General features: G+C 36.2%; 14 protein-coding genes. 5 read left to right on the top strand and 9 right to left on the bottom strand.

Going from position 1 to position 15,122, the window contains the following annotated elements:
- Positions 1–5: 5 nt before the first annotated feature.
- From AC4PGZ_RS12490 to AC4PGZ_RS12475, 4 genes are all read right to left on the bottom strand, one after another.
- Complete coding sequence (locus AC4PGZ_RS12490; RefSeq protein ID WP_492158942.1) at positions 6–1,049, bottom strand: PDDEXK nuclease domain-containing protein; 1,044 nt, start codon at positions 1,047–1,049, stop codon at positions 6–8.
- Between the two features lie 39 nt (positions 1,050–1,088).
- On the bottom strand, positions 1,089–1,604 hold the full coding sequence (locus AC4PGZ_RS12485) for a flavin reductase family protein (RefSeq protein ID WP_492158941.1): 516 nt from the start codon (positions 1,602–1,604) through the stop codon (positions 1,089–1,091).
- A gap of 14 nt (positions 1,605–1,618) precedes the next feature.
- Positions 1,619–1,987 carry an HIT family protein gene (locus tag AC4PGZ_RS12480; protein ID WP_492158940.1) on the bottom strand — a complete coding sequence of 123 codons (369 nt, stop codon included), beginning with the start codon at positions 1,985–1,987 and terminating at the stop codon, positions 1,619–1,621.
- A gap of 83 nt (positions 1,988–2,070) precedes the next feature.
- Entirely contained in the window at positions 2,071–2,853 is a 783-nt protein-coding gene (locus AC4PGZ_RS12475) for an HNH endonuclease (RefSeq protein WP_492158939.1), read from the bottom strand.
- Between the two features lie 268 nt (positions 2,854–3,121).
- Between AC4PGZ_RS12475 and dcm the strand changes: the two genes are divergently transcribed.
- Positions 3,122–4,357, top strand: coding sequence for a DNA (cytosine-5-)-methyltransferase (gene dcm / locus AC4PGZ_RS12470; protein WP_492158937.1), 1,236 nt, complete (start codon positions 3,122–3,124; stop codon positions 4,355–4,357).
- Positions 4,358–4,366: 9 nt separating this feature from the next.
- Here dcm and AC4PGZ_RS12465 read toward each other — a convergent pair whose 3' ends face one another.
- The 5 genes from AC4PGZ_RS12465 to AC4PGZ_RS12445 all read right to left on the bottom strand — a co-directional run bounded on the left by AC4PGZ_RS12465 (position 4,367) and on the right by AC4PGZ_RS12445 (position 10,988).
- A complete protein-coding gene (locus AC4PGZ_RS12465; protein ID WP_492158936.1) occupies positions 4,367–5,482 on the bottom strand; it encodes a hypothetical protein in 1,116 nt (371 codons plus the stop codon).
- 8 nt (positions 5,483–5,490) lie between these two features.
- Positions 5,491–6,927, bottom strand: a complete 1,437-nt coding sequence (locus AC4PGZ_RS12460; protein WP_492158935.1) for a Sau3AI family type II restriction endonuclease — start codon at positions 6,925–6,927, stop codon at positions 5,491–5,493.
- Entirely contained in the window at positions 6,927–7,358 is a 432-nt protein-coding gene (locus tag AC4PGZ_RS12455; protein WP_492158933.1) for a very short patch repair endonuclease, read from the bottom strand. Before AC4PGZ_RS12455 ends, AC4PGZ_RS12460 begins: the two co-directional genes overlap by 1 nt.
- Positions 7,359–7,960: 602 nt before the next feature.
- Complete coding sequence (locus tag AC4PGZ_RS12450) at positions 7,961–9,997, bottom strand: ATP-binding protein (protein ID WP_492158932.1); 2,037 nt, start codon at positions 9,995–9,997, stop codon at positions 7,961–7,963.
- 1 nt (position 9,998) lies between these two features.
- A complete protein-coding gene (locus AC4PGZ_RS12445) occupies positions 9,999–10,988 on the bottom strand; it encodes a DNA cytosine methyltransferase (protein WP_492158930.1) in 990 nt (329 codons plus the stop codon).
- Positions 10,989–11,637: 649 nt separating this feature from the next.
- Here AC4PGZ_RS12445 and AC4PGZ_RS12440 point away from each other — a divergent pair.
- From AC4PGZ_RS12440 to brnQ, 4 genes are all read left to right on the top strand, one after another.
- Positions 11,638–11,883: a hypothetical protein gene (locus tag AC4PGZ_RS12440; protein WP_492158928.1), complete on the top strand. Its 246-nt coding sequence runs from the start codon at positions 11,638–11,640 to the stop codon at positions 11,881–11,883.
- 92 nt (positions 11,884–11,975) lie between these two features.
- Positions 11,976–12,590 carry a TetR/AcrR family transcriptional regulator gene (locus AC4PGZ_RS12435; RefSeq protein ID WP_492158927.1) on the top strand — a complete coding sequence of 205 codons (615 nt, stop codon included), beginning with the start codon at positions 11,976–11,978 and terminating at the stop codon, positions 12,588–12,590.
- 4 nt (positions 12,591–12,594) lie between these two features.
- Complete coding sequence (locus AC4PGZ_RS12430; RefSeq protein ID WP_492158926.1) at positions 12,595–13,677, top strand: DUF2871 domain-containing protein; 1,083 nt, start codon at positions 12,595–12,597, stop codon at positions 13,675–13,677.
- Between the two features lie 77 nt (positions 13,678–13,754).
- A complete protein-coding gene (brnQ, locus tag AC4PGZ_RS12425) occupies positions 13,755–15,104 on the top strand; it encodes a branched-chain amino acid transport system II carrier protein (protein WP_492158925.1) in 1,350 nt (449 codons plus the stop codon).
- Positions 15,105–15,122 lie beyond the last annotated feature (18 nt).

Genomic DNA, 15,122 nt, shown 5'->3' with positions numbered 1-15,122 from the left:
CCAGATTAATTATTTTTTATATTTGATGATTCTTGTATTTCCCCAATATCATTTATAACCGACTGTACTTGCTGAATAAGCTCTTCTTTATTCGGAATATAGTAAACATATTTAGATGCGAAAATTTGATTTTCAAGTCCACCGAGAGCGTACTCAGCTACTACTTCCGACGTGTCCGCACAAAGAATTATACCTATAGGTTTATCGTCACCTTCATCATTTACCTCATTAGCATAATAATTCACATACATATTCATTTGTCCAATATTTTCAGGTTTAAGACTCCCCATCTTTAAATCTATTAAAACATATGCTTTCAGTATTTTATTATAGAACACCATGTCTACATAATAATGTGTATTTCCCAAAGTAATTCTCTGCTGCGAGCCTACGAACATAAAACCTCGCCCCAGCTCAAGAAGAAACTTTTCTATTTTTACAATTAGGGCCTTTTCCAAATCTTTCTCAAGCATTGGTTTGTTTTCTGGAATACCTAAGAACTCAAATACATAGGGATCTTTTAATATATCATTCGGTTTAGCATAAATAGCACCTTGCTTTGCAAGAGATAGTACCTTTTCCTTATTAACATCTCCATTAGAGAGTAAAAGTCTCTCAAATAAAGATGTATTAATCTGTCTTTTCAATTCACGTACAGACCAGTTAGCGTTAATCGATTCTTTTTGATAAAACATTCTTGCATTCCGATCCGATACATTTAAAAGCTCGCAATAATGAGACCAACTCAATTTAACAGACAGTGTCTGTTGATTCTCATATTCGAGATAAAACCTCCTCATGTATTGAAGATTTGAAACCGAGAAACCTTTTCCAAGCTCTCTTGTGAGCTCTTTAGATAATGACTTTAACAACTGCCTTCCATATTCAGCCTTCTCTGAGCCTGCTTGTTCACTTTCTACAATTATTCTTCCTATATTCCAATAAGCTAACAACAACTCATTATTAACAGTTCGCGCAACTTTTTCTCTAGCTTCCGTTAAAATCTCTTTTATTTCTTGTATCACAATTTTGTTTTGAAGTCCCGACATATTAGTTCACTTCCTTTCCATATCAAGAACTTTTGTATTCTAATTCCTGTAGCTTTCCAGTATCTCCCCATAGTAAAGCACATGGAAATCATTGTTATTGCCGTACATATGGCTTCTTATCTCAGGATCAAGCGCAAAGGGCTCCATGGCCTGCTGATACACTACCCTGCACTCATAATGGAGCTCGCAGTCCCCTATGACCGGTGTCGACAAAGACCTCGAATCTGCCAGGCTGAGGCCGCACTCCTCAAACTTGTTTACATCCCTTCCAGACCGGCTTCCGCAGAAGGCAAGCGCCTTTCGAAGATCCTTTTCAAGAGGCATGCTCACTGTGAATTCCCTCGATTTTTCTATAAGACTGTATGTATGCCTCGAATACCTCACCGCTACCATGAATATGGGTTTGTTCCAGATGTAGCTTATGGCTCCCCACCCTATCGTCATCGTGTTTGTCTCATCCCCGCTCTTTACTGTCAGGAATGCTCCCTTTTTAAGCTGCTCAAGTGCCTGCTGCGAATATTCGCTGAAATCTGTTTTTGCTGTATGACTGCTCATAGTTCCTCCTCAAATCAATATATTCTCTTGTCAGGTATGACGCCTCTTACTCCGCCCCTCGGATTTATCAGGTCTCCCTTGTACCTTGGGATGAGGTGTATGTGAAGATGCATCACCGTCTGCCCAGCATCTTCTCCACAGTTTATCCCCACATTGTAGGCATCAGGCTGGTACTTTTCGTCAAGATATTCCTTGCACCTGTCAACAAGCTCCCAGAGCTCCTGCTTTTCCTGCTGGCCGGCCTCAAAATAATCCCTGATGTGCTTCTTTGGTATTATTAGCATGTGTCCCTGACTGACAGGAAAGATGTCAAATACGGCATAGGCCGCTTCGCTCTCAATTATGATCTTCTCTTTCTCCATTTTGCAGAATATGCAGCTCAAATTATCACCAGACCTTTCTAATTACAATTCCTTCTTTGAAGCCAGCACATGCAAATTCAAATAAGTAATATCAGTATGTATTTTTATCTTAAAAATACTATATCATTATGGTATTCTATAAATTCCTTTCCCGGCAAAAATTTTTCCGGAAGATTAATCTTTTCGTCAGAATAAGACATAAACCAAGCTTTAGTTTCAGTATCCATTTTCATAGATTCGGCTTTATGAGATAATACTATATTATAATTCTTATCTAAAGTTATAAGACCTCTATCAAAAGCTTTATCATGCAATGCATTTAGGCAAAGCCCGTTTTTCGGGTTTGTTCTTTCAGTCTTAACATCGCTCACCTTCCATGGCTTTATATGACTAGCAATCAATAATTCAGGCATCATTATCCCTGTAATGCAGCATCGGTTAGAATATGCGCTTAGTACAGATGCTCTAAAGAATTCTTGTCCAATCCTAGTCTTCACTATATTATCTATGTATAGTCCTTCCGGATATTCTAAAACTGCTTCAGATTCGATAAATTTACTTAATTCTGTACTCCTCATATCAGATTTTATTGTTTCTGCTTGAAAAGCCAATTCCTCCCAATTGTTCCAGAACTCATCCCATATCTCTTTATCTAGCTTGCTCCCATTAGCCATGGCCTTTATGTTTCTCTTTTGTAACTCTGGATCATTATGAGCCAGATTGAACATCTTAAGAATTACAGAACCTACTGTACGCCCTAATAGATTAGCAAGTCCTATTATTTCTGTATTGTTATTGGATATCTTATTAAAAGGTGTGATACAGTATAATTCAAGTGCCAAAATCGTCTCTGATCTATTCCATTTGACTCCATTTCTTGAAAGCACATATACCTCCTTATTGAAATAATTAATACACTTCTACAATGATTAAATTCATTATATCAAATTAATGGTAATTATTGTCCATTTAAATAGGGATTATTAAATTTAAAAATTTTCCTATATTATAGATATTTGATCTTTACAGATATGATTCAAAATGTTAAAATATATAAGATAGACTAAACGTATATAATTCGTTACAGTCCATATCCAATTTTATAGAATAATTTATATTCATCAATCATTTATAATCAAGAAAGGAGGCATCTAAATGATAAAAAAGACAGTTTGTGAGCTATTTGCCGGTGTCGGCGGGTTCCGTGTTGGTCTTGAAAAATCATCCCTTGATTGGACAACCGTTTGGGCTAATCAATGGGAGCCCGGGAAAAAAAATCAATTTGCATTCGATTGCTACTGCTCTCACTTTGGAAATACACCAAACCATGTCAATGAGGATATCTCCAAAATATCAAAAGAAACCATACCTAATCACAATCTATTAGTCGGTGGTTTTCCATGTCAAGATTACTCAGTCGCAAGGACAGGAGCATCTGGTATAAATGGAAAAAAGGGCGTCTTATGGTGGGATATAAGAGATATAATAGAAGCAAAAGAGCCTAGATTTGTTCTATTAGAAAACGTGGATAGATTAATAAAATCTCCTACCACACAAAGAGGTCGAGATTTCGGAATCATGCTGTCTTGTTTCAACAAACTAGACTACAGTGTCGAATGGAGAATAATAAATGCAGCCGAATACGGTTTCGCGCAGAGAAGAAGAAGAATATTCATATTCGCCTATAAGAACAGTACTTCCTACTCTGATAATATCGTCAGTTTTACTCCAGAAAATATTATAAACCATTCCGGTTTCTTTGCAAAAACCTTCCCTGTGGAAACGATAGAAAAAATCCACGACACATCTATTCCTTATGAGGACTTGGCCGACATGACAGACAATTTTTCATTTAAGTTCGGTAATTCAGGATTTATGAGTAAAGGAAATATATACACCTGCGATACGACTCCTATATATGTACCCCCTACCCCTTTAAGCGCCATAATTGTTCCTGACGCTGATGAGAAATATTACATCGGAGAGGACCTTAGTAAGTGGGAATATCTTAAAGGATCTAAGAAAATCGAAAGAACTAGCAAGACTGGCCATAATTATATATTCTCGGAAGGACCGATTTCTTTCCCTGACCCTATTGACAAGCCTGCAAGAACCATGTTGACCAGCGAGGCTTCATCAAATAGAAGCACACATGTAATAGAAGACCCATATACAAAACGCTATAGGCATATTACGCCTACAGAAGCTGAGAAGATACAAGGATTTGACCCAGACTGGACAAACACAGGCATGACTGATAGGCAAAGATATTTCTGCATGGGAAATGCTCTTGTAGTAGGTCTCATAACTAAAATGGGGCATACCTTGAATCATATTTTCGAAAAAGAGACAGAATCAATAGATTTTAAGAACGAGCGGAAAGCTATTTAACTTTCCGCTTTATATTTCTTCAAACGTCAATCGGTTATCCAAATACTCATATCTGATTAATCTGACTGAATTCCACATACAAGGAATAGTTGGCCTATGACCTTTCGTAAAATATCTAATACACTCATCATCTCTTTTTTTAATAACATCTCCAGGAAAGCTTTCAGCAATTACAAAAGCCTGAATCATAGAATAGTCACCATGCGCATATTCAGATTGTACCCAATCTACGTACTTCATCACTTGGTCAATCACGTCTAAAATAGCCCCGTCCTTTTTTATTTCAATAACGATATATTTTGAAATAGTGTCGTAACCTTCAATGAATTTATAACCAAATATGTCCATCTTGTCCATATAATCTATAGCCTTAAATGGTGAAGCTATAACTTGATGAGAAATATAGTCCCACTTTCCAAATAAAGAATCATTATCCACGACTAACATCTCGCAAATTGCTGCTTCTATAGCCATCTCGTGGTTTATTTTCTTCCCATTCTTGCACGATTTCAAAAATCTATAAGAATTAAGTTGATAATATTCTAGATTTTTTTTGCCTATATTAGTATGCTCACATTTATCATAATTGAACGTGTTATTTCCACTATAAATATAATCTTCATTCCTTTTTAATATGATATTTAATAGGGCCTTGTCCTCTCGATCATCTACTTTGATAAATGATAGCTTCCATAATGCCCTAAGAATTCTAAAACTATCTGGATCACTACCAAGAACATCATCCATATCAATTCCTAAATTAAAAAAATGCGGTGATGGCTCAAATATGCAAAAACATCTATTTGTATTATTTCCATAAGAAAGCAACGGATCTCTGTTCGATATCTCATGATCTGTGTAATCATAAGGCTCATCCGCTCCAACATAGTTTAGGTATTTGCAATCTTTTCCGATATTTACTAATTTTCCAATCCCATATATTTTTCTCTGTACAAAGAAATATATATGGTCTCCTTCTTTCATGCTTAGATAATCTGCAAAAGTGCCTTCTTGTTGCCTATTCCAAACTCTTTTAGGACTATTTATTTTCGTACTATAAGTACCTGTATGTATGCATTTTTCCAATGATTCTATACTATCTAGAGTCATAATATATCCGGCCAAAATTCCTCCTAATCAAGAAAACCAGCTTCTATTTGAGATAAAATATAATTGTTATTGAGCCAAAAACACTGCTTTGGGTACTTCCTTCCGTCTGGCAAGTCATACGTGTCATTGGCATTTCTAGCATGTGGACGCACATGACATACTGGATTCTCTGACGCTGAAGGAAAATTATTATAGTTCTTACCATTCCTGTTGACTACTTCCAAGCCTTGATTTATTACATAAATAGTCCTTTCCCACACTGTCCTTACCTGCTCAAGATCTTTGTATGGTATATGCCAGAACTGGCATCCCTTAAGGCGTAGATTCTCATCTTCATCAAACTTGTAAACTATGAATAAAAATCTAGTTTCATTGAGATACGAACCAAAAGTTGAAGTTTCCCACGTTTCCTTAATTATATCTTTGAATTTGAAAGTCGGGAAAGACATGCTTTCTTTTATTTTATTGTTCTTACCTAATCTTATAGTCTTAACAACTATATTAGCCTTTACAAACTCTGCTGCTTGATTGCCTCTTATCCCTAAAATCCGATATGCTATCATCGCCTCTAGATTCTTAGGCCTTCTTTCATATTCAACTCCAAACAGTTCACATAACATTTGAACCGTATAACCACTATATTCTTGTATCTTTTCCTTTACATATGTCTCGAATGGCTTGTCTGTCTTTCCTTTCAAGATAGGCTCATAGGTACCTTTTCCAGGAACAATAAAATTATTAAGGATATATGTCATGTATGAATTCTTAAATGCAAATGCTCTTGGCTTTGCTAAAATATCACTAAATGGCTGATGCCTCCTGACTTTTGATGTTGATGCCTTTGGCGCAGCACCTAAATATAATGTATCTCCTTCAGAAAGCTCATGAGCCTCCCCATTCCTTATTTTCTCTACAATCATCTCAAAGTCTTGTTTGATTATCTCAATATCCTCTGCAGGGGGAGTAAATAGCCTCACATAGCTTATCTCATAATCTAACCGATTTTCTATTTCCTGCTGAAATAAATAGTAAACAAGAAGTATCAAATTCGCTTTTTTCCATAGGTGGCTTTCTTCAAAAACCTCATCTATGACTTTGAAATAATCTATCATTGTAATTATGAGTCTTTCTTTTGCAGACAAGCTTCCATTTTTATTAATCCTATACGGCGTGACTTTTAACTCCACTCCTGCTTCATCAAAGTCAGGATTGGAATCATTATTGGCTTTGTAATAAAAAAATTTCTCTTCTACAAGTTCGCCAAGTCCCCCTTTTCGTCTTTTATCTCCATGTTCCACGTTAGATTCAATAGATTCTTTTAATAGGAACTCCTCTAGATTATGATTTTTTTCATAATCCTTACATATCTGACCAAAAGTCTTTCCAATCATGCCCTGAGCATATTCTTCAATACTTATAGGATTTGATCTGTCATATATATCATCTATGTTAAATATCATTATACGCCCCTTTTAACTATACACTCTTCTATTATCTTTATGCACTCTTCAGTTTTATTTATTATGTCTTTCCCCCAAAAGTGAATTACCTTCCATCCATCAGACTCTAGCCGTTTATCTATCTCCATGTCCCTTTTCCTATTAGTTTCTATCTTATTAATCCAATAGTCTGGATTATTTCCCTTTTCAAGCTTGCTTCTCAACATTTCCCAATCTTTTCCATGAAAAAACTCACTGTCACAAAATATAGCTATTTTTTGTTTTAAAAATACTATATCAGGTGTTCCTGGAAGCAGTTTATAATTTTTCCTATATCTATATCCTCTTTTCCATAAAGCTTTCCTTAGGATTAGCTCGATACTGGTGTCTTTGCCTTTGATGTGACTCATTATGATATGACGTTCAATAGAAACATTTTTATAGTCATTCAATATATCCACCCATTCTTGTTTATTATAGAAATTTATTTAATAACATTTGATTAAGTATATTAAGCAATAGACTATTAGTACTGCTTTTAAATCAAACCGCCAAATTTGGCGGCATGGATTAATTTATTTCAATTGTAATCTTAAACTCCTTTGGAATTTCTGAAGACATGGAAGCGGCTTATCCATAAAGCTCAAAGCCTTGTCATATATTTGCTTAGGAATTTCACCAAATAAATATTCGAAAGAGTAACAATGGCTGAGATTATTTGATTTATATGATTCAGCAATACTTCATATTAGAGCACTTGCCTAAGTACCATGGATTATGCAAATTTACTTCCATCTATTTCGACCTACACAAAACAGCCTTGTATCAGCTTCAGTTCCCTTATTGTTAATAGGTAATTTTTATTCGAAAGAAATATTTAAAATATTCATCTTTTTGAAGTAACAATCAAAGTCATGAAAAACTTAAGAACTCGCCGTTGCTTTATTCAAGCCCCAATTAATCTAACAAAATAAAAAGTTTACAAAATTAGATATTTCCGTTTAAATCGTTCTTCTGCTTTAGTATTTGAAAAATCTAACTTTGATGTACTATCTTATTTAATCATATTGTCTTTAATATACTCAGCAGCATTTGCTTCAACATATGTGTTCCAATAATCTAATAAATTACGGTCCATAAAATCCGCTTCTGTTTTATTATCTTTTCTAAGTTGAACTTTGTCTGGAAAATTAATACTCTTTAATGTTGATACCTTCATAGCACATATTGCTTCTCTATTCTTATTCAGATGATTTATAAGTCGATTAATTATTACGACTAAGTGATTATATTTTATGCTATCCAATTTAAAATCATCTTCTTTTTCTATCCCCAGAGAAACTTCACTTTTCCCATTTGTTAGGAAGGTAGGAATATCATTATAATTTAAAGATAAAACTTTAAACTCTCCAATTGAACGTGTTGCCCATGCAGCTCCACCTTCAAAAAGACAGAACGGACTCTTATTGAAATTCTTCGATGTAAGAAATAGGATATCATTATTCTTAGAAATTATTGAATCCCTAATAACTTTCGAAAGTGGTTCTAGATTATCAGTATCCAACCCACTGGAAGAGTAGAATATTTCACAATTATCGCTACTTAAGTCTCCATTAAATCCTAAATATCTCAAATAATTGTATATACAATCAGAAATCATTTTGTCCTTACTTGCATGAGATAAGAATATAGTGTATTTGGCTTTTACTTCAATTTTTGCATCACCTTCTATCTTATTTGTAATAATGGTTTCTAATGCAATCTTTGCGTGTTGATTAAACTCTGATATTGATTCGATTTCATCATGAATTTCTTTAGAAAATATAGCTTTAGCATTAGTAGATATTTGCATATCGTTTTTCATTTTTTCTTCATTAATTCTTTCAGCTAATAACTGCCTTTTTGCAACCAATGAATTCCCAATCTTAACCATCATATCTTTAAGTTTTATAAACCTATCATCTTGATTGTCAAAATCTTGTCTACCTGCTGTTGCAATATCTTCTAAATCGTCGTCGTCTAAAATATCAAACACAATTTCCCCTTCAATGTAGTTAGCAAATGCTCTAGCTATCCCCAGATGCTCTAGCATATTTGACATCCCCATTTTGTTTCTCACATATACTCTTAATTGATTTGGATTATAAAATTGATTTTTTATAAATCTAGAATCATTTTCAGAAGCAGTTTCCTTATCAATAGAGCTGTGTATCCCTACCCAACCTTTCAACTTATATGGCCTATCACTTAATAATCCTTCTACATCATCTCCAAGAATCGTCCTAAATGATTCTACTATCGTTTTTTCTTCATGAATTTTGTCATTTCCAAGCTTGTCCTTATATCTTATTTTAAATGTAGAATCTGATAACTCTTCAAACGGAACAGTATTATCCGTGTAAATAAACGACATATTCTTAAATGCAATTCTTTTCTCGACTAGTTTGAATTCCCCTTTTTCTTCTAAAGATTCAAAAATATTAATCCAAATTTTGGTATTTATTGCATCATATATAAAAAAATTAGACAATTTTCTTTCTAGTGAATTAAATGCATTTGCTCCCATTCTTTCAAAATTCACATTTTGTAAAAAAATAAGGGTTCCTCTTGAAGATTCCATAAATTTTTCGTAGCATGTCAGATCAGAAGGTATATATGTATCCTTTTGAATTAACTGAGGATTTTGGTCTTCTTTCATATTTGAAACATCAAGATTCCAAATTGTAGGAACCTCATTTGATTGTTTTGTAGCTATTGTGAAACAATCAGATAGATAAAGTGCTGCAAGTTTTCCAATGCCTTTCCTACCTAGCATACTATTTTTCCCTGACCCCTGTTTTGAACGTTTGTTATATCCAATTTTTATGTAATAATCTTTTATATCCTTCTTTGACATACCTTTTCCATTATCAAATATCTCAACCATTGCATTTTTCTTATCATTAATATTTATTGATACATATATGTCATTTGCTTCAGCATCTATACCATTTGCAACTAGTTCAGATATTGCCGAGCCAACATTAGAATACAGCTGCTTTCCAAACATTTTTAATGCCGCATACGTTAATTCAAATGATACATTATCCATTTCAATCTCCTTTTATTATAATAAGTTTCGAGGCATAAGCTAATATTTCTTGTAATACATTGACAACAACACTATTTCCAAATTGCTTATAACAGACTGAATCAACTTCACTTATTTTGAATCTGTCCGGGAATCCCATAAGTCGTGCACATTCTCTTGGTGACAGCTTTCTTACTTTACCATTTATGTAGTACATTCCTGTTTTCCCACCCAGTCCCCCACCTTGAGATGAGAGTGTAATTGCTTGCCCCTTTATTGAATATATCCTTTCTCCCTGCCTTCCCTTTCCAATTTTACCAATTCTAAGTAATTGGTTTTTGGGTGGATTATTTGTCTCAACATTCAAGTTGATTTCATACTCCCTTTTTATTATGTATTTGGGATCGCTTGGTTCTATTAAAACATCTTCTAAGGATTTTTCATTGCCTTTTTTCTCCGGGAAAGTAAAATTTGAAATGTTTAAATCGTTTCTAAACGCAACTATGTATATTCGCTTTCTTGCTTGGGGTACCCCGAAATTCGTTGCATTCAATAGTTTACTGAAACTCCTATATCCGATTTTATCCAATTCTTCTATAATTCTATTTAAAGTTTTGCCATCATTATGGGTTTCAAGATTTCTTACATTTTCAAGGATTATCATCTTTGGCTTATGAAATTTAGCTATTCTGATTACTTCAAAAAATAATTTTCCATTAGGATTATTAAATCCATCTTTTTTACCTGATATACTAAATGCTTGGCATGGAAAGCCAGCACATAGAATATCATGTTCTGGAATTTGATTACTCTGTATCTTTCTTATATCTCCTAACGGTCGCATCCCAAAATTTCTTTCATATACATTGCATGCAGCAGTATCTATTTCTGATGAAAAAACACACTTGGCACCATATGAAGATAATGCCAAGTGGAATCCACCTATTCCACAAAATAAATCTATAAATGTCTCTCCCGACAAAATTTTTTCTTTACGCTTTACATTAAACATTTCATTGCCCCATTCTTGTTATTTTTATTTCGTATTTATGTTCACAATCAAAACCGTATACTTAATAGAAATTAAATTCTATTATTGGTTTTTTCAAATTCCAAATTGTCAAATCTTAAATTTAAGTTTTCATGAAATTAACAGAATAATTATGATAATATTGTATCCTTACCTTCAAGCATTGTCAATAAAAGTTGATTTTGAAATCATCCTTAATAATTCAATATAATTCGCAAATGAATAATTTATCTTATGAACATTTAAAATTCAATGCTTGGCATGAATTAACTATCTTAGATATAGAAACAAAGACATTTTTCGTTGACTAATGAATTATATAAATAAAAAATCTATAAATTGTTTTAGTTGATTTTATATTAAGGGAAGGCTTAATAATTAAACTTGATAAACGTACATAATAAGAATTTGAAATAATCCATACAATCTATTTCATCTACTATCAGATAGAACAGTTCATCAAGAGTTGTTTTATCATATGATGCTATTTTTGAAGTTCGAAATATTAATATCATATTTAAAAAATATTTAAACAGTATCCTTCATTTGAGTTTTGTCAATATTGATGCTATACTCACATCATGAGCGTGAGATTGATAATTTCGTGTTTTGTGCATGGAGGGGTGGGGAAATGAAGAGGATAGCTGAAATCATAAGCAGTATTTCTGCGTTTGCATATCTGCTTGTATTTGTTCTGGGAAAGTTTTACAGCATAAGTCCGGCTGCATGGCAGGCGACGCTTGGAATAATGCTTTTATGTCAGGGATACCTTGGATTTTGCCGTTATCGTGAGACCAGAAACAGGATAGAGATTGTAATACCTGTGCTTACGGTTTTTTTCATGGCGGCAACTGTAATTATATATATTTACAGATAAAAAACATATTGACACAGTGTCAATATGGTATATAATAGTACTATAATGACACTGTGTCATTTTGAGTTGAGATAATAGAAATGAGGTCTGCTATGCCAAAAGAAACTTTTCATAATCTTCCTGAATGGAAACAGGAGCTTGTGCTCCAGGCGGTCAAAAAGGAATTTGAAAGGCATCCTGTTCATGAAGCCAGCGTTAAGGATATCGTAACTGAGCTCGGGATTGCCAGAGGCAGTTTTTACACGTATTTTGAAAATCTTGAGGAGAGTTATTTTACTGTACTTGAGAGGGAGACGGTGGAGACGCATGAGCTTTTTCTGAGGCTTCTTCGTGAAAATGACAGGGATTTTTTCAGGTCGCTTGAGCTTTTTGGGGATGCGCTCTCTGTAGAGCTTTTCAGGGAGGACAGGTTTGCACTTTACAGGAACCGCTTTTTGTTCTGGACAGAGGATCTGGATATTCAGTGGAAAAGATTCCGTGATCGAAATGGAACTTCGCAGAGAATTAATGTTGAATCGGGGCTCAATCCGGATGGTGACAGGGATGTCAGAGAGATGATGCATTTTATAAGGGCGGTCATACATGACCTCATAAGAAGGCTGTTCGCAGAAAACTGGAATAAGGATATATTCATTGATAATTACAAATGTCATGCAGGCTATATCGAAAATGGCCTTAAATTGATGACTGAGAAGAAGGGAGAATAGTATTATGGCTCTGTTTGAATCTATTTTTGATTTAAGCTATCTGATCCTCGTGATCGGGCTTGGAATCCGCATGCTGCTGCTTGAGGAAAAGGGTGCAAAGCTCTTTGGACTAATGGGCGTGCTGCTTGGCGCCGGAGATGCGTTTCATCTCATACCGCGCGTCGTATCTCATCTGAGCGAGGGCGGCTTTGCTGCAAATGCTGCGGCGCTTTCCTGGGGCGAGTTTGTAACTTCGATTACCATGACGGTCTTCTACCTGCTGTATTATTTTTACTACAGGATGCAGACTGGAAAAGGCACTGCTTCGAAGAATATTGCAGTATATCTGCTTGTCGGACTTCGCATAGCACTTACGCTTCTTCCGCAGAATGGCTGGGGAGTAATGCCTGGAAATTATACGTTCGCAATTATGAGAAATATTCCTTTTGCCGTGCTTGGCATGCTTCTTATAATATGGTCCTGGAGGGACAGGGAAACTGACGGCCTTAAGCATATGGGAATGCTTATATTCTTCAGCTTCATATTCTATGCCCCTGTGGTTCTCTGGGCTAGATTTATACCTGTTGTGGGTGCGCTTATGATTCCTAAGACTGTTGCTTATCTTCTGCTCGTTGTTGCAGGCTTCAGATACTATATAAGAGAATTCCGCCTCGCGAGCATTCTTGAGCTTTCCTTTGCAAGCCTTGTCCTTGGTCTTGCCGGGGGAGTATTTTACAGGGAATTTACCCGGATGTACGGATTTGTGGGGCCTACCTATCTTGGGAAGGTACATGTGCATACCCTGGTACTCGGATTTATAAGCCTTCTGCTTCTTTATGGAATAATAAGGCTCAGTCAGAATGAGGATTTTGTCCAGAGAATCCGAAGACCTGTATATATTTGGGTAAGTGGTCTGTTCCTGAGCATTGTGATGATGCTTATCCACGGAATGTCAGAGGTGCTCGGCAGCTATTATGGTGCTTTCCCGGAGGCTGCTATCTCAGGCATTGCGGGACTTGGCCATATTCTCCTTGCAGCCGGGCTTGTAATGGCAATGCTGGAGCTCATCAGGGAATGCAGGCTGACTGAAGAGCTTAAACTGTATTGATTGAAAAAATAAACTATGGAAAACTCCTTTAAAAAATGTTACAATAGTCGAAGTTTGTTTTGAAAGGAGTTTTTGTTTTGAAAGAAAAAATACAATTTTCTGTTTACGCTGTCACGGGGACCATGCTTTTTGGGATGTTCTTTGGGGCAGGAAATCTAATTTTTCCAATCCAGATGGGTCAGCTGGCCGGGACTAATTTCTGGCCGGCGCTTATCGGTTTTGTAACAACTGCGATAGGGCTGCCGTTCCTGGGCATACTCGCCATAGGAATGACGGGCAGCAGCGGTCTTCGCCAGCTTGCATCAAGGGTCCATCCGATTTTTGGAAGCCTGTTTTCTGTGGCGCTTTATCTTACGATAGGTCCGCTGTTTGCCATTCCAAGGACTGCGACGGTTCCTTTTGTAGTGGGATTTGAGCCTTATATCGCTCCTGATCAGCTTCGCCTTTATCTTGGAGTGTTCAGCCTTCTGTTCTTCCTTCTGGTATATTATTTTTCGCTGAATCCGGCAAAAATACTCGACTATATAGGAAAGTACCTGACTCCGGCGTTTCTTGCGTTTCTGCTGATTCTTATAGTGACCAGCATAGTGAATCCTATGGGAAGCCTTGGCGCTCCATCTGGCGATTATACTGAGCTGGCTTTCATAACGGGGTTCAAGGAAGGCTATAATACCATGGATGCGCTGGCTTCGCTGGCATTTGGAATAGTGGTGATTCAGGCCATAAAGAGGCAGGGAATCGAAAGTCCTGCGGATATTGCCATGACTACTCTGAAATCCGGAGTATTTGCGATGTCTCTGATGATGCTCCTGTACGGACTTATTACTTATATAGGAGCTTCGAGCATATCTTCTGTGGGGACTCATGAAAACGGAGGACTTATATTTGCAGCTGTTGCCAGTCATTATTTCGGGCCTTACGGGGCGCTGCTCCTGGCTGCTATCATTGTACTTGCCTGTCTCAAGACTAGCATAGGGCTTGTGACTTCGTGCAGCGAGTTTTTTCATGACATGTTCCCGAAAACCGGCTACAGGCAGTTTGTTACGATACTCTGCGCAGTTTCTTTTGTTATCGCCAATTTCGGGCTGAACAACATCATCCAGTTCGCGGTTCCGGTGCTTATGCTGCTTTATCCGCTTGCCATAGTGCTTATAGTACTTGCTCTGGCTTCTCCGCTTTTTGCGGGCAGGTCCTCTGTATTTGCATCTGCAATGATCCTGACTTTCGGGGTGAGCTTTTTTGATGGCTACAGCGCTCTTGTAAGGAGCATTCCCGGCGCGTCCGTATCTGTGCTTGATTCGGTGGTAGGTTTTTATGAAAACAGCCTTCCGCTGTACAGCCTCGGCCTTGGATGGCTGATTCCTGCGCTTGTCGGAGCGGCTGTTGGAATGCTCATTCCAAAAAGCATGGACAGAAACAATATATAGCAACAGCTGCTTTTATCA

The sequence above is a fragment of the Proteocatella sp. QWL-06 genome, from assembly GCF_058684135.1.
The sequence above is the reverse complement of the archived record's forward strand: the minus strand, read 5'-3'. Positions and strand labels throughout refer to the sequence as shown.

Excerpts from the sequence above, each read along its gene's own strand:
- AC4PGZ_RS12490 (WP_492158942.1), bottom strand. The coding sequence starts at position 1,049 with ATGTCGGGACTTCAAAACAAAATTGTGATACAAGAAATAAAAGAGATT.
- AC4PGZ_RS12485 (WP_492158941.1), bottom strand. The coding sequence starts at position 1,604 with ATGAGCAGTCATACAGCAAAAACAGATTTCAGCGAATATTCGCAGCAG.
- dcm (WP_492158937.1), top strand. The coding sequence starts at position 3,122 with ATGATAAAAAAGACAGTTTGTGAGCTATTTGCCGGTGTCGGCGGGTTC.
- AC4PGZ_RS12460 (WP_492158935.1), bottom strand. The coding sequence starts at position 6,927 with ATGATATTTAACATAGATGATATATATGACAGATCAAATCCTATAAGT.
- AC4PGZ_RS12450 (WP_492158932.1), bottom strand. The coding sequence starts at position 9,997 with ATGGATAATGTATCATTTGAATTAACGTATGCGGCATTAAAAATGTTT.
- AC4PGZ_RS12445 (WP_492158930.1), bottom strand. The coding sequence starts at position 10,988 with ATGTTTAATGTAAAGCGTAAAGAAAAAATTTTGTCGGGAGAGACATTT.
- AC4PGZ_RS12440 (WP_492158928.1), top strand. The coding sequence starts at position 11,638 with ATGAAGAGGATAGCTGAAATCATAAGCAGTATTTCTGCGTTTGCATAT.
- AC4PGZ_RS12435 (WP_492158927.1), top strand. The coding sequence starts at position 11,976 with ATGCCAAAAGAAACTTTTCATAATCTTCCTGAATGGAAACAGGAGCTT.
- AC4PGZ_RS12430 (WP_492158926.1), top strand. The coding sequence starts at position 12,595 with ATGGCTCTGTTTGAATCTATTTTTGATTTAAGCTATCTGATCCTCGTG.